Annotated in this window: 21 protein-coding genes; 11 read left to right on the top strand and 10 right to left on the bottom strand. The window is 64.6% G+C overall.

Features of this window, described 5'->3' with window-relative positions:
• Positions 1-4 precede the first annotated feature (4 nt).
• Positions 5-1,237 carry a Zn-dependent hydrolase gene (locus V5279_RS21180; protein WP_338700657.1) on the top strand — a complete coding sequence of 411 codons (1,233 nt, stop codon included), beginning with the start codon at positions 5-7 and terminating at the stop codon, positions 1,235-1,237.
• Positions 1,238-1,265: 28 nt separating this feature from the next.
• Here the strand turns inward: V5279_RS21180 and V5279_RS21175 are convergent, their stop codons facing one another.
• A complete protein-coding gene (locus V5279_RS21175; protein WP_338700654.1) occupies positions 1,266-2,171 on the bottom strand; it encodes a sulfite exporter TauE/SafE family protein in 906 nt (301 codons plus the stop codon).
• A gap of 566 nt (positions 2,172-2,737) precedes the next feature.
• Between V5279_RS21175 and V5279_RS21170 the strand changes: the two genes are divergently transcribed.
• The 5 genes from V5279_RS21170 (at position 2,738) to V5279_RS21150 (ending at position 7,455) form a co-directional block, all read left to right on the top strand.
• Complete coding sequence (locus V5279_RS21170; protein ID WP_338700652.1) at positions 2,738-3,775, top strand: PrsW family glutamic-type intramembrane protease; 1,038 nt, start codon at positions 2,738-2,740, stop codon at positions 3,773-3,775.
• 50 nt (positions 3,776-3,825) lie between these two features.
• Positions 3,826-4,398 (top strand): HdeD family acid-resistance protein, encoded by a 573-nt coding sequence (locus tag V5279_RS21165; protein ID WP_338700650.1) that lies wholly within the window; start codon positions 3,826-3,828, stop codon positions 4,396-4,398.
• Positions 4,399-4,635: 237 nt separating this feature from the next.
• Positions 4,636-5,721, top strand: coding sequence for a 3-deoxy-7-phosphoheptulonate synthase (locus V5279_RS21160; RefSeq protein WP_338700648.1), 1,086 nt, complete (start codon positions 4,636-4,638; stop codon positions 5,719-5,721).
• A gap of 188 nt (positions 5,722-5,909) precedes the next feature.
• Complete coding sequence (locus V5279_RS21155; RefSeq protein WP_338701320.1) at positions 5,910-6,524, top strand: TetR/AcrR family transcriptional regulator; 615 nt, start codon at positions 5,910-5,912, stop codon at positions 6,522-6,524.
• A 70-nt stretch (positions 6,525-6,594) separates the two neighbouring features.
• Positions 6,595-7,455 (top strand): DMT family transporter, encoded by an 861-nt coding sequence (locus V5279_RS21150; protein WP_338700646.1) that lies wholly within the window; start codon positions 6,595-6,597, stop codon positions 7,453-7,455.
• A 119-nt stretch (positions 7,456-7,574) separates the two neighbouring features.
• Here the strand turns inward: V5279_RS21150 and V5279_RS21145 are convergent, their stop codons facing one another.
• From V5279_RS21145 to epmA, 4 genes are read right to left on the bottom strand one after another with little or no spacing between them, the layout of a single operon-like run.
• A complete protein-coding gene (locus V5279_RS21145; protein WP_166295008.1) occupies positions 7,575-7,841 on the bottom strand; it encodes a hypothetical protein in 267 nt (88 codons plus the stop codon).
• A 25-nt stretch (positions 7,842-7,866) separates the two neighbouring features.
• Positions 7,867-8,079, bottom strand: a complete 213-nt coding sequence (locus tag V5279_RS21140; protein WP_338700643.1) for a hypothetical protein — start codon at positions 8,077-8,079, stop codon at positions 7,867-7,869.
• A gap of 7 nt (positions 8,080-8,086) precedes the next feature.
• Complete coding sequence (locus tag V5279_RS21135) at positions 8,087-9,178, bottom strand: lysine-2,3-aminomutase-like protein (RefSeq protein ID WP_338700641.1); 1,092 nt, start codon at positions 9,176-9,178, stop codon at positions 8,087-8,089.
• Positions 9,175-10,227 carry an EF-P lysine aminoacylase EpmA gene (epmA, locus tag V5279_RS21130; RefSeq protein ID WP_338700639.1) on the bottom strand — a complete coding sequence of 351 codons (1,053 nt, stop codon included), beginning with the start codon at positions 10,225-10,227 and terminating at the stop codon, positions 9,175-9,177. Before epmA ends, V5279_RS21135 begins: the two co-directional genes overlap by 4 nt.
• Positions 10,228-10,470: 243 nt before the next feature.
• Between epmA and V5279_RS21125 the strand changes: the two genes are divergently transcribed.
• The 3 genes from V5279_RS21125 (at position 10,471) to V5279_RS21115 (ending at position 13,659) form a co-directional block, all read left to right on the top strand.
• A complete protein-coding gene (locus tag V5279_RS21125; RefSeq protein ID WP_338700637.1) occupies positions 10,471-11,196 on the top strand; it encodes a hypothetical protein in 726 nt (241 codons plus the stop codon).
• Between the two features lie 165 nt (positions 11,197-11,361).
• The gene (efp, locus tag V5279_RS21120; RefSeq protein WP_029083344.1) at positions 11,362-11,928 is read left to right on the top strand and encodes an elongation factor P; all 567 of its coding nucleotides are present in this window, start codon (positions 11,362-11,364) and stop codon (positions 11,926-11,928) included.
• Between the two features lie 144 nt (positions 11,929-12,072).
• Complete coding sequence (locus V5279_RS21115; RefSeq protein ID WP_338700635.1) at positions 12,073-13,659, top strand: M23 family peptidase; 1,587 nt, start codon at positions 12,073-12,075, stop codon at positions 13,657-13,659.
• Between the two features lie 183 nt (positions 13,660-13,842).
• Here the strand turns inward: V5279_RS21115 and V5279_RS21110 are convergent, their stop codons facing one another.
• The 4 genes from V5279_RS21110 to V5279_RS21095 all read right to left on the bottom strand — a co-directional run bounded on the left by V5279_RS21110 (position 13,843) and on the right by V5279_RS21095 (position 16,572).
• A complete protein-coding gene (locus tag V5279_RS21110; RefSeq protein WP_338700633.1) occupies positions 13,843-14,265 on the bottom strand; it encodes a chorismate mutase in 423 nt (140 codons plus the stop codon).
• A gap of 238 nt (positions 14,266-14,503) precedes the next feature.
• Positions 14,504-15,397 carry a dihydrodipicolinate synthase family protein gene (locus V5279_RS21105; protein WP_338701318.1) on the bottom strand — a complete coding sequence of 298 codons (894 nt, stop codon included), beginning with the start codon at positions 15,395-15,397 and terminating at the stop codon, positions 14,504-14,506.
• A 143-nt stretch (positions 15,398-15,540) separates the two neighbouring features.
• Positions 15,541-16,047 (bottom strand): cupin domain-containing protein, encoded by a 507-nt coding sequence (locus V5279_RS21100; protein ID WP_338700631.1) that lies wholly within the window; start codon positions 16,045-16,047, stop codon positions 15,541-15,543.
• A gap of 51 nt (positions 16,048-16,098) precedes the next feature.
• Positions 16,099-16,572, bottom strand: a complete 474-nt coding sequence (locus V5279_RS21095; RefSeq protein ID WP_338700629.1) for a carboxymuconolactone decarboxylase family protein — start codon at positions 16,570-16,572, stop codon at positions 16,099-16,101.
• Positions 16,573-16,665: 93 nt separating this feature from the next.
• Between V5279_RS21095 and V5279_RS21090 the strand changes: the two genes are divergently transcribed.
• Both V5279_RS21090 and V5279_RS21085 read left to right on the top strand, forming a co-directional pair.
• On the top strand, positions 16,666-17,238 hold the full coding sequence (locus tag V5279_RS21090) for a MarR family winged helix-turn-helix transcriptional regulator (protein WP_338701316.1): 573 nt from the start codon (positions 16,666-16,668) through the stop codon (positions 17,236-17,238).
• 55 nt (positions 17,239-17,293) lie between these two features.
• A complete protein-coding gene (locus tag V5279_RS21085) occupies positions 17,294-18,526 on the top strand; it encodes a lytic murein transglycosylase (RefSeq protein WP_166294990.1) in 1,233 nt (410 codons plus the stop codon).
• Between the two features lie 143 nt (positions 18,527-18,669).
• Here the strand turns inward: V5279_RS21085 and V5279_RS21080 are convergent, their stop codons facing one another.
• A complete protein-coding gene (locus V5279_RS21080) occupies positions 18,670-20,037 on the bottom strand; it encodes an SEL1-like repeat protein (protein WP_338700626.1) in 1,368 nt (455 codons plus the stop codon).
• Positions 20,038-20,294: the final 257 nt, after the last annotated feature.

Here is a 20,294-nt window from a genome sequence, read left to right as displayed (position 1 = left end):
ACTCATGCCAGGCATCAACGGTCGCTTCGACGGCAAGCGCGTGCTCGCCGATCTCAATGCGTTGCGCGCGATCGGCGCCTACAAGACCGGCGTGCACAAGCCGACCTTCTCGGAACCGCATCTGCGCTCACTGGACTGGCTCGCCGGACATTTGCCCGACGCCGGCCTTGTCGCGACGATCGACGGCATCGGCAATGTGCTCGGCAGCAGCGCGAAGGCGGGACCGAAACTGCTCGCCGGCTCGCATCTCGAGAGCCAGAACCATGCCGGCTGGCTCGATGGGCCGCTCGGCGTGATCTATGCGCTGGAAGCCGCGCGCGTCATCAACACCGATCCCGGCACGAACGGCGCAGTCGAAGTCGCGGCGTGGTGCGACGAGGAAGGACATTTCGGCAGCTTCCTCGGCAGCCGGTCCTTCGTTGGCGGCGTGACCGACGCCGACATCGATGCGGCGCGCGACCGCTCCAGCGATCGCACGATGCGACAGGCGCTCCGCGAGGCAGGCTTCGCCGGCCGCCCGCGCCTCACCGCCGAACCGCGCCGCCACATCGGCTATCTCGAGGCCCATATCGAGCAAGGCGACACGCTGGAAAGCAGCGGACTCAAGATCGGCGTCGTCACCTCCATCGTCGGCATTTGGCAGTACCGCATCAGCTTCACCGGCGCGCAGAACCATGCCGGCACCACGCGGATGGCGGTGCGCAAGGATGCCGGCCTGGCGCTGGCGCGGTTCTGTGTCGCGATCGACGACAGCTTCCCTGCTTTGTGCAGACCGCGCACGGTGTGGACCACCGGCCGCATCACGCTTGACCCGGGTGCGCCGAGCATCATCCCCGGCGGCGCCGACATGCTGTTCCAGATCCGCGACGACAATCCCGAGGTGATCGCGCGTCTCGAGGCACAACTGCATCGCCTGGCGGCCGAGGCCACTGCCCAGGGCCGCTGCGACGTGAAGGTCGAGCGCATCCGCACCGGCGTGCCTGCGATGATGACGCCTGCCTTCCAGGATGCGATCGAGGCCGCGAGCGCAGCCTGCGCCGGCGGCAAATCGATCCGGATGCCGAGCGGCGCCGGCCATGACGCCCAGGTGCTCGCCACCATCATGCCGGCGGCGATGCTGTTCGTGCCGTCGATCGGCGGCATCAGCCATCACTGGAGCGAGAACACCGATGACGCCGACATCGTCACCGGCGCCGAGGTGTTCGTCGAAACCTGCCGGCGTCTGCTCGCAGGTTAACCAACGCCGTCCCACGGCATTGCCGCCATCAGGTCGGACCGCCCTGGTTGCCCGATCTCAGCGAAGCTAACGCGTGCGAGCCCTGCGCGGTCCCTCTCCGCGCGGTGAAGAAGACGTACAACAAGCAGACGTCGATCAGGATCGTGCCGGCCATGATGCTGTAGGCCCACGGGCTTTCCATCAGCTTCACTTCGATCAACACGCGCGACAGGCCGAATCCCACGACCCACGCATCAAAGCTCATGCAGATCCGGCGAAACGTCTCGGCATCCAGCTGCCGGATGAGATAGGCACCGAGCGGTATGCCGACGACAACGCAGGGAACGAGCACGAACAGGATGCTCCGGCTCTCCTCGATGAACAGACCGAGCTTGTAGTATGCGATCGCAGTCAAGCTCGACTCCGTCACCCGAACCAGCGCGAGACCGGCCCGAAACTCATCTTTGACGAGGCCCTGATTGTTGAAAAGGATCGCCAGCGGCGGTCCCGAGATGGTCGTGACCGAGTACAGGACACCGAGCGCCGCGCCAAAGGGCAAACCGACGAGCCATTTCGACTGCATCGGCTTCCGCCAACCGGCCGCCTGCAGCAGGATAAGCGGCAGAATGATCGAGTAGGTGGCGAATTTGATCCAGCCGGGATGGAGCGACGTCAGAGCAAAGGCTCCGACTGCGATGCCGGGCAGCATGCCGATGAGAATAGGCAGCACGCGCCGCCACACGGCCGGCACGCCGCTCAGATTGATGCACAGAACATACAGGTTGACGAAGACTTCGACGATGACGACCGCAGGATTGAGAACGCGGTTGGTATAGAAGACCAGCGCGACCGGCACGGTGAGAGAGGAAAACCCGTAACCAAGCGCCCCGTTCACAAAGGCCGCAAACAGAGCGATCACGGCAAGAACGATCACCGCAGAATCAATCGAAAGCATCTTTGGCTTCTACCGGATCAGTCGCTTTGCCCGCGGCATTATAGCGCAACGATGGGCATGCGGTGCCAAAACTTGCGGCGGTCGTGCTTTGCGAAGCCGACGCATCGCGTCTGCCTGACCGAGCAACGAATTGCGCCCGCGAGAGACCATCGGCTGCCGCCACGTGCGCACAGCCACGCGCCGTGAAATTCGCCGCGATCTGCGGATCGGCGATGTCGTCATGGCGTGGGCCACCCTGTCGGTGCACACCCCACCTCACAGTGATACGGCGTCGCCGCACGGCCCGCGACGTTCCGGCAACTGGTTGGACCCGCAGGTCGCCACCGCGTACGCAGCGCCGTCGGGAACCCGCCCGGCGGCCGGGTGGCCGCCCTCTGCTTTGAGCTGACCGAGACCCAGCTACGAGACGCTTCCGCCGCGCTTTCGCAGGCACCGTGGCATTTTGGACACGAGAACGGCGTCTGTCGAACCGATTCTCCCCATCGCTCGATTTGCAATCCGCTGAACTTGCTGCCATTTCTTCGGGGCGCATCGCTTTGGTGCCATCAAAGGGGCCCGTCCGGCTCATGTTGTTGCTTGAGTCGCTTCCAACGGTAATCGGCGCCGCCGCCATTGCCCCCGCATTGCTCGTGTTGTGGCTCGTCATCGCCGCCGATGAGCGCCCCGGACCGCCGGTGCAGGTGTGGCTCGCCTTCGTGCTCGGCGCGGCCAGCATCTCGCTGCTCGGCCTGGCGCGAATTCCCTTCAACGCGCTGCTCGCCATTCCCGACAATCCCTGGGCGACGCAGGCGGTGCGCGCGGCATTCGGCGTCGCGGCGCCGGAGGAGATCGTCAAGGTTCTCGTCATCGTCGCGATCTCGACGCGGCGCCGCGCCTTCGCCGATCCGATGGATACGGTGGTCTATGGCGCGGCCGCCGGTCTCGGCTTCGCCGCTTATGAGAACCTCGCCTATCTGGTCCAGCACAAGGACATGTGGCGCGCGCTTGCGGCGTTGCGCAGCGTGCTCACCGTGCCGTTCCACGGCGCGCTCGGCATCATCGCCGGCGCCTATCTCGCCATCGCGCGCTCCGGCGGCGCGCTCGGCGCCTATCGCGGCCACCGCGACTGGGCGCGCATCACGAACTGGGCGCTGGTGCTGGTCGCGCCGGTCGCGCTGCACGCGGCGTTCGATTTTCCGCTGCTCGCGCTGCAGCGCATCCCCGATCTCGGCTCGACCACGCGGCTGCTGCTCGGTTCGGCCAGCGTGCTTATCGGCTTCTCCTCGATCGGTTTTGCGATCCGCCTGGTGCGCCGCCTCGGCAAGCATCATGCGCCGCGCACCGACGTTGCGCGCGAGCGGCTCAGCCAGCTGCGGCGGATGTGGGCGCTGCTCTTGATCGGCGGCGGCACCGGCTTTGCCGGCGTCTGCTTCCTGCTCACCTCACTGCATCATTGGTACGTCAATCCCGAGCGCAATGCGTCGTTCATCCTGGTCCCGATCGGCTTCACCTCGATCCTGATCGGGCTGGCGCTGCTGATCGCGACCACCGCCGTCTACCTGTTCGGCCGCAACCGGATGCGGACCGCCGCGGAGGGCTTTCCGTCAGCGCCAAGCCAGGGCTAGGATACGCCGCACGCGCGCAAACGTCTCGTTCGCAGATTTGGAGAGCCGCGATGACCCTGTCCAACGACCTCGACAAGCTGCGATCGCAGATGCAGGCCGCGGTCAAGCAGCACTGGAAGGCGTTCCTGTTCGAAGGCATCCTGCTCGCGATCCTCGGCATCGCGGCGATGATCGTGCCGGCCCTCGCGAGCCTCGCCGTCACCATCTTCCTCGGCTGGATGTTCCTGATCTCGGGCGTCGGCGGCCTGATCGTGACGTTCTGGGCGCGCAACATGCCGGGCTTCTGGTGGTCGCTGATTTCGGCCGCGCTCGCCGTGCTGGCCGGGATGGTGCTGCTCGCCCGTCCGATGCAGGGCGTGCTGACGCTGACCATTGTCATCGGCGCCTATTTCGTCGCCGAGGGCGTCGCCACCATCATGTACGCGCTGGAGCACCGCCGCGAATTGTCAGGACGGTGGTCCTGGCTCCTGATCGCCGGCTTGATGGACATCGTGATCGCCTTCTTCATCATCGCAGGCCTGCCGGGCTCGGCAGAATGGGCGATCGGCCTCCTGGTCGGCCTCAATCTGATGTTCGGCGGGGCGACCCTAATAGGTATGGCGTTGGCGGCGCGCAACACCTGACGCCGAACCGGCTGCCCCCGCGGATTTGGGGGTGACAGGTCCAAATCCCTGCGCTATAGAGCCGCCATGATCACCGTCGCCACCAGCTATTTTTGGTACTTTAGCTACGACAGCTCGCTGGCGGCAGGAGGATCGCGCTCAATCTGAAGAATTGCAGCAAACGTCCGAAACAAGCCGCCAGACCTGGCGGCTTTTTTTTATGCGCCGGCAGGTCCCAAAAATCCAAAGGAGCCAGCCGTGTTGAGTACGACAGACGATCTTCGCATCAAGGAATTGAAAGAGCTCAGTACGCCCGAAGAGGTGATGCGGGAAGTTCCGCGCACCCTGACCGCGACACGCGTCGTGATGGGCGCCCGCAACGCCATCCACGCGATCCTCAACGGCAGCGATGACCGCCTGCTGGTCGTCGTCGGCCCCTGCTCCATTCACGATCCCGCGGCGGCCGTCGATTACGCCGAGCGTCTCGCCGGCCTGCGCGAACAGCTCGCCGACCGCCTCGAGATCGTGATGCGGGTCTATTTCGAGAAGCCGCGCACCACCGTTGGCTGGAAGGGCCTGATCAACGATCCCGATCTCGACAACAGCTTCGACATCAACAGGGGCCTGCGCCTCGCCCGCAGCGTGCTGTCGGCCGTGAACAATCTCGGCCTGCCGGCGGGCACCGAATTCCTCGACATGACGACGCCGCAATACATCGCCGATCTGGTGTCCTGGGCGGCGATCGGCGCGCGTACCACCGAGAGCCAGATCCATCGCGAGCTGGCCTCCGGCCTGTCCTGCCCGGTCGGCTTCAAGAACAGCACCGATGGTGGTGTGCGGATCGCTGCGGACGCGGTGAAGTCGGCCTCGCACCCGCATCACTTCATGGCGGTCACCAAGGGCGGCCGCTCGGCCATCGCCGCCACCAGCGGCAATGAGGACTGCCACGTCATCCTGCGCGGCGGCCGGGTGCCGAACTATGATTCCGCAAGCGTCGATGCCGCCGCGGCCGAGCTCGGCCACGCCGGTGTCGCAGCACGCCTGATGATCGACACCAGCCACGCCAACAGCAGCAAGAAGCCGGAGAACCAGCCGGTGGTTGCCGCCGATATCGCCCGCCAGGTCGCAGGCGGCGAACAGCGCATCGTCGGCGTGATGATCGAGAGCAATCTTGTCGCCGGACGCCAGGACGTCGTGCCGGGCAAGGCGCTGACCTACGGTCAGAGCATCACGGACGGCTGCATCGATCTGGCGACGACGGCCGACGTGCTGAAGCAGCTCGCCGACGCCGTCGACGCAAGGCGCAGCGTGCAGCGCGACGGCCTTAAGGAGCGTTCGGCCTGACGCCGCCGAACCGATTGAGCGCTGCCGGCGGGACGCAATGTTGCGTTCCGCCGGTCTCCCGCGTGTGAGGCCGCGGAGCCGTCAGGGCCAAGCGGACATCAACCAGCCGACAATCCCGCTGAACCGGTCGAAAATGCCCCCGAAGCGGTGACTTGCGATTTCAAGACCAATTGGTCTATATATTGGCGATGAGCCGCCAAACCCCTGTGCAGTTGCCCCGTGGCCGCCCCCGAAGTTTCGACGTGGACGCTGCTGTCGAACGCGCGATGGGCGTGTTCTGGTCGCGCGGCTATCATGCCACCGCGCTGCCGGACCTGCTTCGTGCGACGAAGCTCTCGCGCGGCAGCCTTTACGCCGCTTTCGGTGACAAGCACTCGCTGTTCTTGCGAGCGCTTGATCGCTACATCGCCGATGCCGTGACACGGATGGATATCGAACTCGCCCCCGGCAGAGAGCCGGTCGACGGCCTGCGGGCCTACCTTGCCGGCTACATCGACCGCACCAGCGGTGCCAATGGCCGGCGCGGATGCCTGCTGGTGGCCACAGCCATGGAACTGGCCGGCCAGGATGCCGACGTTGGTCGTCGCATCGCGAGCTTCTTCAAAGTCATGGAGGCCAGAGTGGCGGATGCACTTTCCCGCGCAAAGGCAGTCGGCAAGCTGGCCGATGGCGTGGAGCCTTCGACCGCCGCCCGAATTCTCGTCTGTTTCGTCGAGGGGCTGCGGGTGGTCGGCAAAACGGCGCCGCCACGGATCACATCGCAAGCCACCGCCGACGCCCTTCTCGACCGTTTCATCAGGTAAGCAACCCATGGACACTCCGGCTCTGAGCGCGCCTAAATCTGGACCGAATGGTCTTGAAAGAAAGGATGCCATGTCTGCCGTTCAGATGGTCTGCGCAGTGGCCGTTCCCTTGCTGTGGGGTTATCAGTTCGTGGCCATCAAGGTGGGAGTTGCGGAGTTTCCGCCGCTGTTCTTCCTCGCGCTGCGCTTCCTGGCCATCGCGCTGCTGCTTGTGCCGTTCGTCAAGAGACCCACGCGCCAACAATTCGGCCCTGTCGCCGCTATTTCTCTTTTCCTTGGCGGCCTGAACTTCGGGCTGTTCTATGTTGGCCTTGGGCTCGGCTCGGGAAGCATGTCGGCCATCGCCTATCAACTCGCCACGCCCTTCACGGTCCTGCTGGCCTGGCCGCTGCTCGCGGAGCGACCGTCGCTCATCACATCAGCCGGAGTGGTGCTCGCATTCGCCGGCGTCGTCGTGCTGGCAGCGGAGCCAGGCCTGTCGGCGAACCCGCTTCCGCTGCTGCTTGTGGTTGGCGCAGCCTTCGCATTCGCCGTATCCAACGTCTTGACGAAACGCTATGGCCCTTTTGATCCCCTGATGTTGATGGGGTGGTCGTCGCTGCTCACGGTGCCGCAGGTCATGGTGATGTCGCTGCTGCTCGAATACGGACAGCTGGCGAGCCTTGTCACGGCGGACGGACGCGGTTGGCTGGCACTCGCCTACACAATCTTCATCGGAGGAATTGTCGGGTTTGGCCTTTGGTTCTGGCTGATTGCCCGTTGCTCCATGGGCCGCGTCGCACCATTCGGCCTGCTGCTTCCGGTGTTCGCCTTGATTTCGAGCGTGTTGTTCCTTGGTGACCGCATGACGCCAAAGTTGATTGTCGGTGGACTGCTCGCGATCTCCGGCGTCGCCATGACCCAAGCAAGACCACGCGCTCGACCCGTTTGAACCCGGAAGTCTCGCCGCGGCGACTTCCGGGTTCGGCCGATCGCATCATTTTGCGCGCTGGCACAAGATCGCCGCTATCGGAGCGAAGCCGGCGTCGTCGAAGTTAATGAGAACGCAGCCTAGCAACCGCGGCAGATGTTCTTGATCTTCCTGTCGAGCGCGGCGTCTTCCTTGTTCACCGCGCTGTTCGGATCGTTGAGGTTCTTCTCGTTGGGAACGTCGCCGCGGCGTGGCTGACGATGTCCGATCGGCGCCTCCGGCAGCGGCGCGCTCTTCTGCATGGAGGACGATCCGCCCTGCTGCTGCGCCCAAGCCTGGGGTGCTCCGATCTGGGGCGCTCCAAGGGCAACCATCATCAGAGCCATCACCAAAACTGTCTTCCGCATCTCGCGTCTCCGCTGCTTCTCAACCCTATCGCGCCCGTTCCGGCGCCTCGACGGTAGCACAATTGCGTCGTCCCTGCGCTGCGCAATCCTGCACTTTCCGTATATCGGCCATCGTGCCAAGGAGCCAGATTCCCACGGCGACCAGCACCGCAAAGAAGCCGAACATCACAGCATTTTCGATGCTGCGGTTGCTCTCGTCCTCGGGCGGCTCCTGCCGTCCGTCCCCGGCCCCGCTCATGACCGGCTCACGATTGCGGTGGGTAGAGATGAACGTCACCGCAATAATCGACGATACGGTAGCGCCGTTCCGCGGAATCTTCACGTTCGCGCGAAGCCGACTGCGACAAATAAGCCGGGCCGATCGGCGCCTTGCCGTGGCCGCCGGGGATGTCGAGCACATAGTCCGGCTGACACAGTCCGGAGACCCGCCCGCGCAAGGCCCGCATCAGCTCCTGCCCCGCTTCGATCGTGGTGCGCAAATGCGCGGTGCCCGGCGCAAGGTCGCCGTGATGCAGATAATACGGCTTGATGCGGCACTCGACGAAGGCGCGCATCAACGCCTCGAGGGTCGCGGCATCGTCGTTGACCCCGCGCAGCAGGACCGACTGGCTGACCAGCGGGATGCCGGCATCGGCAAGGCGCGCGCACGCCGCGCGGGCATTGACGCCCAGTTCACGCGGATGGTTGGCGTGAACAGCAATCCAGGTCGTCGCGCCCTCGACCCGCAGCGCCGCGATCATGTCGGAATTGATGCGGCCGGGATCGGCGATCGGGACGCGGGTGTGGATGCGGATGATCTTCACATGATCGATGGCAGCGAGATCGGCCATGATCTCGGTCAGCCGGCGCGGCGACAGCATCAGGGGATCGCCGCCGGTCAGGATGACTTCCCAGATATCCCGATGGGCCCGGATGTAATCCAGCGCCGCGCGATAGGCGTCGTCGGACAAGGCCGAGGCCTTTCCCGGCCCGACCATTTCTCGCCGGAAACAGAACCGGCAATAGACCGCGCAGACATGCACGAGCTTGAACAGAACCCGATCAGGATAACGATGCACGATCCCGGCAACCGGCGAATGCGCATCGTCGCCGATCGGATCGGCGTTCTCGCCCGGCTGCTCCACGAGCTCGTCGGTGCTCGGGATGAACTGCCGTGCGATCGGATCATTGGCGTCGGCCGGATCGATCAGCACGACAAGCTCCGGCGTCACCGCGACCGCGTAGCGCGCAGCCACCTGTTCGAGCCCGGCAAGCGCATCGACCGGCGCGAGGCCGGCATCGACCAGTTCGCGCGGCTGGCGCAGGGTCGCCGCCATCTTCGGATCGATCCTGTTCATGTCTCTCCTGCAGGCGGTGTCCAGACCACCTGATCAATTCGTGGCGCGCCGCTCGCCAGCATCACCAGCCGGTCGAAGCCGAGCGCAACCCCGCTGGCCTCCGGCATCTCGCCGACCGCGGCAAGGAAATCCTCGTCGAGCGGATAGCGCTCGCCGTAACGGCGGGCCTTCTCGTCCATATCGGCGGTGAAACGATGGCGCTGCTCGACCGCATCGGTCAGCTCGCCAAAGCCGTTGGCGAGCTCGACGCCGCAGGCATAGACCTCGAAACGCTCGGCGACCCGAGGTTCGCCCGGCTTGGTGCGCGCCAGAGCGGCCTCGGGCGACGGGTATTCGAACAGTACCGTCAGACGGCCCTGACCGAGATTGGGCTCGACATGCTCGACCAGCACCTTGCTGAAGATATCCGACCAGGTGTCGTCGTCGGCGATCCGCACCCGCCCCTTCGCCGCCGACGCCAGCGCCTCGCGATCGCCCTTGCGGCCCGCAATCGTTGCCAGCAGATCGATGCCGGCGAAGCGCTCGAAGCCGGCCGCGACCGTCAGCAGCTCCGGCTCGGCAAACGGATCGGCCATCCTGCCGCGGAAGGAAAACCGCCCGATCCCGGTCGCCTGCGCCGCATGCGCGATCACGACGATCGTGTCGGCCATGATGGCATCGTAGGGGGCATTGGCGCGGTACCATTCCAGCATGGTGAATTCGGGCAAATGCAGATCGCCGCGCTCGCGGTCGCGGAACACCCGCGCGAACTCGTAGATCTTGGGCTCGCCGGCCGCGAGCAGCTTCTTGCAGGCGAACTCCGGAGAGGTGCGCAGATAGCGCGTCGCATGCCAACCGTCGGCCCGCGTCAGCTCGGTGCGCGGCGCGTGCAGATGCGTCTCGTTGCCCGGCGAGATCTGCAGGATGGCGGTCTCGACCTCAGCGAATCCCTGCTCCTCGAACCAGCCGCGGAGCGCCCGCGTGATCGCGGACCGCGCCTGCAGGAGTGGCCGGCGGTCGGCATAGCGCTGCGGCGTCCACCACGGCGAGGTCTGGTCATGACCCGTCATTGCCGGTGCACCCCGGATCTCATGGATTCCACATCAACAAGCCGCCGGCTCCACTTAAGAGTCGGGAACAAGTGACTGATTTCAAATGACTTCATGGCCCACACGACCTTGGTCTCCGCGCCACCCGGCTTAGCTGATCCCTTCATGTCGAAAGACGCCCGCCTTGTCCATGTTCGCGATCCGCTGAACCTGAACACCGGTTCGCGCGTCCCACCGCCAGTTGCGCGAAAACGGGATGCGCCCATGGTCGGCTGGTTACGAAGTGCAGGACTGCTGCTGTTGCTCGGCTTGGCCGCGGCGACGCCGGCAATGGCCGACAGCCCGGGCAGCGAGTTCAAGCGGGTTGCGGACGCAAGCTTTACCTCGCCGGATCGAACGGTCCGCGTCGAGCAGTATGCGAAGGAGATGGGCGATGAAGGTCTCCTCTTCCAGTTCTGGACCTTCGACCGCGCCCGCAAGCACGGCGCGCTGCTGAACCAGGGCGAAGGCACCGATGCGGCCGGCTATCAGGCTGGCTTCCGCTTCAGCCCGGACAGCCGCTGGCTGGTGCGGATGCAGAAGCTCGGCGCCGGCTACCACACCCTCTACCTCTACAAGCGGACCGGCGAACGGTTCGCGCCGGCGACCGAAAAGCCGCTTGGCGAGGCCGCCTGGGACTTCTTCTACACCCAGCCGGCCGCCGAAGGCGTGCGCCGCGACCCGGATGACCCCTATACGCTCGACCATATGCAGATCGGCCTGATCAAGGGTTTTGACGAGAACTACGCCTGGCTGGGCGTGAAATGGCCCGACAGCCGCTACCTCGTGCTCGGCATGTCCTTCGACATCCAGGGCGAGCATCCCCCCTTCCCATGGGTCGAGGACTGGCGCTGCGTCTACGATCTGAAGACCGGGACGTTTTCGGTTCCCGCAAGCTTTGCCGAGCACAACGCGAAGGCCCGCAAGATCCCCGGCAAGGACCAGCCATAACGGCCCGTTCCGGGCCGGTTTCAGCGGTTGGCAAACTGCCAAAATCGGCCGCAAAAGGCTGGCATCTCAGGGACAAATCAGTATGTTGCAGCCCGAAATCGCCGCCATGGCCGAGGGGCTGCCATCCGGTTTGCGCCCCCGCCTCCCAAATTCAGGAAAACACCTTTGAAAGTCATCGCCAGTTCCATCCGCAAGGGCAACATCATCGAGCAGGACGGTCGGCTCTATGTGGTCTTGTCCGCTGAGAACATTCACCCCGGCAAGGGCACCCCGGTCAGCCAGATCGAAATGCGCCGCATCGGCGACGGCGTGAAGGTCTCCGAGCGCTACAAGACCACCGACCAGGTCGAGAAGGCCACCGTCGAAGACCACAACTACAACTACCTTTATGAAGACGCCGACGGCTTCCACTTCATGAACAACGACAACTACGATCAGGTCCAGGTCTCCAAGGAGATCGTCGGCTCCTCCTCGCCGTATCTGCAGGAGAACATGACTGTGAAGCTCTCGATGCACGAGGGCAACCCGGTCGCGATCCAGCTGCCGCAGCGCGTGACGCTGGAAGTGGTCGAGACCGAGCCCGTCACCAAGGGGCAGACCGCCTCCTCGTCCTACAAGCCCGCGATCCTGTCCAATGGCGTGCGCACCGGCGTGCCGCCGCACGTTGCCGCCGGAACGCGCATCGTGGTCATGACCGAGGACGGCTCCTACGTCGAACGCGCCAAGGACTGAGCGCTGAGGCGCGGTGTAATTTAGAATGAATCATCACCGCGCATCAGCTCGTTGTTTAAGCATAAAGTTTCCGGAAAACCGCTACACAGTTTTCCGGATATTGCTTTAGAATCCCCGGCGGTCAGACATGAGCCGGGGGGTGCAGTGAACAGGAAGGTTGTCAGCTTCATCAGTTGCTGGCTGGCAGTCCTGCTCTCGCCTCCTCCCAGCGCTCATGCCGACGAATTCCGAACGCCGTCGATCTCGGCCATGCGGGTCGAATGGCGCGCGGTGCTCGACCAGTTGCGGCAGGAGATCGGCACCCGCCCGGCGATTGCCTCCAACTTCGCCTTCGCCGGCCAACGCCGGGTCCCGGCCACCGATCCGCGCGCGACCCCCGCACTGGTGCAACTGAACGCGCTGACGTCGCCGCTCTTCCCCGGCATCGCGCGCAGCCCGATTCCGGTGCTGCTGCCGTTCGACCCCGCAAGCTATCTCGACGCGCGGCAAAGCGGTGCGCCGGACAGCCTGTCGGTCGCGCGCTATCAGGCCGAGTTCCGCGCGGCCGATATCTTTCATGCCGGCGCGTCCGGCTACGACGCGGTGTTCTCGCTCGACCCGGGCGCCGGCGACGGCATGCCGCCGCGGACGTTTGCCAAACCGGTCGAGGTGCAGATCTCGGGTTCGATCCTGGTCTACGACCTCGCTGACCGGCTCGGCGGCAAAGGCGAGCCGGTCAAGACGCTGGCCGGGCAGTTTCCGGACATCCGCCGCTTCATCCGCGAAGGCTATGTCCGCTACGCCTTCGCCCGTTTCGGGATTCCCTATGTCGTCTCGATCCAATGCCTCGACAGCGCGCCGCGGCCGAAGCGGCTGGCCTGTCGTGAGGCCTATCCGGTCGCCGAGCGCTTCCTGAAGGCGTTGCACATCGCAGGCGGCCAGCCGTCGCGGTCGCGCAGCGACATCGCCTCCGACATCGCCGAGCGGCCGGCGGCCGCATCGGCTGACTTCACCTACCGCCCGAGCGGCGACATCATCGCGGGCAGCGGCGGACACAGGCAGCAGAGTGGCCACGCCGACTTCACCGTCTATTCGCAGATCCGCTTTCCACTGGAGAAGGCGCCGGCCTTCGCACACTCGCAATCCTTCGCCAGGCGCAAGGCGGGCGCGACGGTCGACGTGTATCCCTGGCAGGACAATTTCTGCGAGGCCCGCAGTTTTGAGGTCGGCCAATGCACCAGCGGCTTTGGCCATCAGGGCCAGGATATCAGGCCAGGCGCCTGTTCCGCAGACAGCAAGGACGGTTGCGACCCCAAGCAGCAGGGCGTGGTCGCGGTGCGCGACAGCATCGTGATCCGCTCGCCGCAGCAGCAGGCCGCGACATTACAGGTCAACACCCGCACCGAGCATATCCGCTTCCGCTACATGCACATGAACCCGTCGGCGATGGATGCCGATGGTTTGCTCAACGGACGCCGCGTCAGCGAGGGCGAGAAGATCGGCGTGGTCTCGAACTATCTTGACCACCCCAACGGCACCTCGCGACATCTGCACTTCGACGTCCAGGTGTTCACCCGCGACGGCTGGCTGTGGGTCAATCCCTACACCACGCTGGTGTCGGCCTATGAACGGCTGATCCGCGGCCGCGGCCACGAGATCGGACCGGAGCCCGGACCTGCGGCCGCCGTGGCGCACGCCCTGCCCGACGACGTCGTGCATCGCATCGACACCCAGGAGGGTGGCGGCAATTAGAGCGTTTTCGAGCGAAGTGGGCACCGGTTCGCGTGAAGAAACGCGTCAAAACAAAAAGCTCGAGCTTCGGTTCTGATTCAATCAGAACCGAAGCTCTAGCGCGCACCATCGCTGTGCAGTGCCGTCGACCGGCTATTTCGCGACCATGCGCTGGAGCGAGCACCGCATGGTCAGCGCGTGCGCTTACTTCTTCCAGGGCGCGTCGCCGCGCGCGGCGGCATCGGCGAAGATGCCCTGCTCGTAGTCGATGAAGGCGCGCACCATCGCGCGATAGGCGGCTTCGGCAACCTTGGGCGACAGCCCGTCCGCTTCCGCGAGCGCCATCGCCTTCTTCACCACCGCCTCGGCGCGCTCCGGCGCCTCGACTTGCGCGGGGTTGGCCTTGAAGCGGACAGCTTCATGAACGTAACGGCCGCGCTCGGCTATCAGGCGCACGATCTCGCGGTCGAGCCGGTCGATATTGCTGCGCACCTCGCCAAGCGTCTTGCAGCACGCGCCATTGTCGACGGTGGGACTGCCCCACAGCGCAGGCGCATTGGTTGCCGGCTCCTCGGCCCAGGCCATCGCGGGAACCAGAAGCGTCAACAGAATTGCCGGCAATCGCATCGAACACCTCCGGGCTAGCGAGCACACCTAGAGCTTCGGTTCTGATGGAATCAGAACCGAAGCTCTAGTTTCTTGTCTTGACGCGCTTTCTTCACGCGAACCGGCGTCCACTTCGCTCGAAAACGCTCCAGCGATTGTTATGCCGATTTTGCACGCCGATGGAAGCCACGACGCCAGCGGGACGACCGCGGGCTCCATTCGAAATGGCATCGATGCGCCATCACACCGTGTGATGCGATCAACCGATGTCCATTCCGGCCAACACCTCACTGATCTTCTTCTGGGCGTCCGCGGGCAGCGGCAAGATCGGACGCGGCGGCTCGGCCACGCAGACACCTCTGAGATTGGCAATCGCGTAGACAACGCGCAGACCCGAGAATGTCTTGAACAGATCCCACATCGGCTGCAGACGCGCATTGAGCTGCCGCGCCCGGACCGCATCGCCGCTCGTCACGGCACGGACGATGTCCACGCAAACCTTGGGGAAAATGCCTGCAAGAACGCTGTACCAGGTGTCCCCACCTGCCAACAGCGCCTCGGTGCAATTCCAGTCGGCGCTGTAACCGAGCGCGAGGCCGCTCGGAACGAGAGCCCGCAATTCCCTGAGATGGCCGGACACCGCCGACACATCCAGCGCAGGACTTTTCACCGCGACAATCCCCTCGACGCGGCTCAAGCGCCCGATGAGAGCCGGCGTGAATCGAAAATGGGTCGTTCCGGGATTGTCGTAGATGCAAATCGGCAGCCTGCTCTCGCGGGCCACGGTTTGAAAATGCTCAAACACCTCGTCGTCAGTCAAAGGCGTATAGGAAACCGCCGCCAAAAGGCCGGCTGTCGCGCCGGCGTCACGCGCATCCTGGGCCAGCCGCACCGCGTCGTCGGTGCGCAGTGCGCCGACGCCGACCAAGATCGGCATTTGACCTGCGGCCAGGGCAACAGCCGCCTGCACGGCCCGCCGCCGCTCGTCGCGGCTGAAATACGGATATGATCCGGTGCTTCCGAGCAGCCCGATCGAATCCACCTTCGCCGCGATCACGGGCTCGAGCAATGCGCGGAGAGCCCCCACATCGACCCGCCCATCCCGGTTCGAGGGCGTAATCGGGAAGGCGGAGAGCCCCTTCAGACTGATCATCGGTTTGTTCCTCGTCAGTAGCGCAGCAACCTGTCGCGCAATCAATCCACGCACCGCAATGCGCGCAAGGTCCACTTCCATGCGAGTTCGGGACCAAACTGGTCCAGTGCGCGCGTCTTGCAAGACCAGCGCCCCGCCGATCGCTATTCGAGCATCGTGGTCAGCTGCGCGCCTTCATCCGCCACGAACACGGCGATCAGCTCCGCCGGCTCCGTGGTGCTCGCATTGGCCGACACCATGTGGGTCGAGCCCGGCGGCTCGAAGAAGGACTGGCCGACCTTGAAGGTCTCGACCGGTCCGCCGCCGAGCTGGGACCGGATTTCACCCTTGGTGATGTAGGCGGTCACCGAACCCGAATGACGGTGCGGCGGCGTGAACCCGCCGGGACCGTAGAGCACGCGCACCACCGTGACCCGCTTGCCCGCCACGTTCGGCAACGCATGCGAGGTGATGACCTCGACCTTGTCGAGCGGTGACGCCGCATTCGCGCTCGCGCACAGCGGCGCGATCACCGAGGCGATCGCATCCATCGGGGTCGGCAAGGCCTTGCCGATCACGAAGGCGCAGGCCAGTCCCGCGATCACGGCCAGCGAGACCGGCCGCGGCGGCCGCGCGAATGGAAGAGATGGTGTCATCGCGATCGAGGTCATTGGTGCTTCTCCCCTGTCAGTTGCTGCTTCATTCGTCGCGCGCGGTCCGGCTCACGAAGCCGCCGCGTTCTGCCTGCGCGGCGGCGGCGTCCAGCGATAGGCTGCGCCGAACCGGTTCCAGACATTGATCGATGCGATCGCCGAGGTCAGATAAGTCAGCTCCTGCTCGGAGAATTCGGCGGAGACCTCGGCATAGACCTCGTCGCTGACGCCGTTCGGCAAGGTCGTCAGCGCTTCGGTCCAGGCCAGCGCCGCGCGCTCGCGGGCCGAGAACTGCGGCGCCTCGCGCCACACCACGACGAGGTTGAGCTTGTCTGTGGGCACGCCGAGGCTCTCGCCTTGCAGGATGTGGTACTGCACGCAAAACGCGCAGCCGTTGATCTGCGAGGCGCGCAGCTTGACGAGCTCGAGCAGCTGCTTGTCGAGACCGGCCTTGGCCGCGAACTGGCCGAGCGCACGCACGGTGGCGAAGACATCGGGCGCGAGCTTCTCGAAGTCGGTGTATTCCTTGCGGGCATGTGACATCGGCCTGGCCTCATGTTATCAGTGTACTGATATATTATCAGAGCTCTGATACTGAGCAAGATGCGGACATCGGCGAAGGCGGCATCGGACGACATGGCGGGAATGCAGAAACGCGGGAAATCGGGCGTCGCCGAGCGGCGGCCGGCGGAGAAAACGGCGGCCGGCAAGGTTACTGTCGGGACAGGATCGGCCGCAGACGCCCTGCTCGCCACGCCCATCCCGCCGCCCGGCGAAGGCAAGCGCGGCGAACAGGGCTATCTCGCCTATCTGCTGCGCCAGGCGCACGCGGCCTCGCGGCTGTCGATGGAGCGCGCGCTCGCGCAGCTTGGCGTCACCTCGCCGCAATTCGTCGTGCTGACGATGCTGAAGGCCTATCCGGGGCTCTCAGGCGCCGATCTGGCGCGGGTGGCGTTTCTAACTCCGCAGACCGTCAGCGTGATCATCCGCAACCTCGAACGCGACGGCGCGATCCGCAAGACGCCGCACCCCGTCCACGGCCGGGTGCTGCAGTGGACGCTGACCAGCCATGGAACCGCGCTGCTGGAGAAATGCCGCCATATCGCCCAGGCGCAGGAGCGCCGGCTCGCCGCCAGCCTTGACGGCAAGTCGGAACAAATTGTCCGCCAATGGCTGTCAAAAATCGCCACAGATTTGCAGGATAGCTAGTCCCTGCGGCGGCGTGGCTTTTGGCCCATTTCGACGGCGCCGCTAGACTGGCCGCATGAAACAGCCTGATTCTTTGAACTCCCCTACCCGTCGCGACCTCCTGAAGGCGGGGCTCGCGGCAGGCGTCGCGCTGACCAATCCGCTCGACGCGCTGGCGGCCGCGCCTCCTGGCTTCGACCAATGGCGCGACAATTTTCGCGCCCGCGCCCTCGCAAAGGGCATTTCGGAGGCGACCTGGAACCGCTGCATGGGACGGGTCGAGCCCGACATGAGCGTGTTCAGGCAGATGCGCAACCAGCCCGAATTCCACGAGCAGATCTGGCAGTACATCAACCGGCGCGTCTCCGACTGGCGGATCATCCACGGCCGCGAGGCGCTCAAGAAGAACGAGGCGCTGTTCGGCCGGATCGAGCGCGACTTCGGCGTCGAGCGCGGCACGCTGCTCGCGCTGTGGGGCGTGGAATCAGCCTATGGCGATCCGCTGGTGCAGCAGAACCACATGACGCCGGTGTTTCCCTCGCTTGCGGCGCTCGCCTGGAACGAGCCGCGTCGCAAGGCCTATTGGGAGACTGAGCTGATCAACGCGATGAAGATCGTGCAGCGCGGCTGGAGCACGCCTGAGGAGATGAACGGCTCCTGGGCCGGCGCGATGGGCCATTCGCAATGGATGCCGGAAGTCTGGCTCAATGTCGGCTTCGACTATGACGGCGACGGCAAGGTCTCGCCGTTCGGCCGTCCCGACGACGCGCTGGGCTCGACCGCGAAATACCTGGTCAATCGCGGCAAGTGGCACCGCGGCGAGCATTGGGGCTACGAGGTCCGCGCGCCCGGCGGTGCCAGCGGCAGCCGCACCTACGCGGCCTGGGCCAGCGCCGGCGTCGTCAGAGCCGACGGCCAGCCGTTTCCGCAGCCGAACGCGTCAGCGCAGCTCTGGATCCCGGTTGCCGGCGGCCCCGCGTTCCTGCTCGGCCCCAACTTCAATTCGGTGAAGAGCTACAATCCCTCGATGAACTACGCGCTGGCGATCTGCCATCTCGGCGACCGCTGCCTCGGCGGACCGCCCTTCATCCAGCCCTTCCCCGGCTCGGAGCGCGCACTGACGCTCGCGGAGGTGCAGGAGATGCAGACGCGCCTGACCAAGGCCGGCTTCGACACCGGCGGCACCGACGGCCGCGTCGGCAACGACACCATGAAGGCGATCAAGGACTATCAGGTCAAAATGGGCCTGTTGCCCGCCGATGGTTACGGCGGGCTCAAGGTGCTGGCGCGGCTACGGCAAGGCGGCTAGGCCGTCTTCCGATGACGCCGGCAGCATCACGCACCGGCGTTAATGTCCGCTCATGGAGCGATGTGGTTGCTGAGCAGCCCCGAAATGACGCGATGGACGGACAGCAGGCAAGCCGAAAACCTTATAGACACTTGCCGTATCTGCTATTTCGAGCTTGGCTTCCATTCGCTTGCGAGATTTTGTGCTTCAGCAATTTGAGAAGGGGTCATCCGTTTTGCCAACATTTCTCGCGCTTGTGTGGCCTGATTTGCGAAGCCTGTTGTCGACACATCAGATTGATGCGCAGCCAGCGTGAAATACTTATAGGCGTCCACACTATTCCGCGCCACACCAAGCCCGTCGGCTAACATCAATCCGAGATTGTATTGCGATTGAGCCGTTCCTTGCTCAGCGGCCTTGCGAAACCAGGTCGCTGCCTCAGCAAGGTCTTGTCGGACGCCTGTTCCAGCCAAAAGCATTGCGCCAAGATTGTGCTGAGCGCTGGCTTCGCCTTGCTCGGCCGCCTTGCGGAACCACAGCACCGACTCAGAGGCACTCCGTGGCACCCCTTGCCCATCGCGCAGCAGCACTCCGAGGTTTAACTGCGCTTTCGCATCACCCTGTTCGGCCGCCTTGCGAAACCACACTCCGGCGTCGGCATAGTTCTGAGGTAAACCTTGCCCGGCGACCAACATCACACCGAGATTGTACTGCGCTTTGGTATCCCCTTGCACAGCCGCCTTGTGAAACCACGTCGCCGTCTCCGGGTAACTCTGCGGCACCCCTTGTCCGGCGAGCAAGGCTGATCCGAGTTCAGATTGCGCTTTTACATTCCCCTGTTCAGCCGCCTTGCGAAGCCACACGACAGCCTCAGCCTGATTCTGGGGCCCGCCGTACCCATCGCGCAACGAAACTCCGAGATTATACTGAGCCTGAGCCACGCCCTGCTCCGCGGCCTTGCGAAACCATGCCATCGCCTCGGCAGGATTCCGTTCAACATTTTGCCCCGAAAGAAGCATAACGCCCAAATTGTATTGTGCGGGTGCAAGGCCCTGTTGCGCGGCTTTCCGAAACCACGTCGCCGCCTCGACGGAATTTTGTGGAACGCCAAGCCCATCGCGAAACATTACGCCGAGGTTGTGCTGGGCTTGAGACATGCCTTGGCGCGCGGCACTACGAAACAATCGTTCCGCCGCAGCGTAGTCCTGCGGTACGCCTTGTCCGGATAGGTACATTGCTCCCAAATTATATTGGGCTTTGGCGTCGTCCTGCCCAGCCGCCTTGCGAAACCACACCGCGGCCTCGGCAGCATCCTGCGGTACCCCTCGCCCATCGCGAAGCATCACACCGCGACTATACTGGGCATTGACATCGCCGCCGTCAGCCAGCGGGCCCAAAAGCCGATATGCAGTTGTGAAATCGTTTCGCCGATAGGCTGCCTCCCAGTCCTGCAACTGCTCGGCCATCGCCGAAGCCGTCAAGCCGATCGACAAGGATAAGACCAGGAGGATCGTGTTTAATACGGTCGGCATGATTTTCCCTTCAAGCGACCAAACTGATCGGCGCTACATTTCGCCGACGATTGATACCGGGCAGCTCCTCATTCGTCCATAGGTTGCATCCCATCTCGATGCGTAAGGTCAAAACGGCAAGGCCGCTCGCCATCCGCCATCATTGCGGGCGGAGCGAAGCAATCCATCAATCCGCGCGTGCGGCAGCATGGATTGCTTCGTCGCGGAGCCAGTCATCCTGCGGCGCTTTGCGCCGACCGGGTGGCTTCTCGCAATGA

The organism is Bradyrhizobium sp. 26S5, assembly GCF_036923295.1.
Taxonomy (GTDB): Bacteria; Pseudomonadota; Alphaproteobacteria; order Rhizobiales; family Xanthobacteraceae; genus Bradyrhizobium; species Bradyrhizobium septentrionale.
Note: the sequence above shows the minus strand (reverse complement) of the source record. Positions and strands in the feature narration are given on the sequence as shown.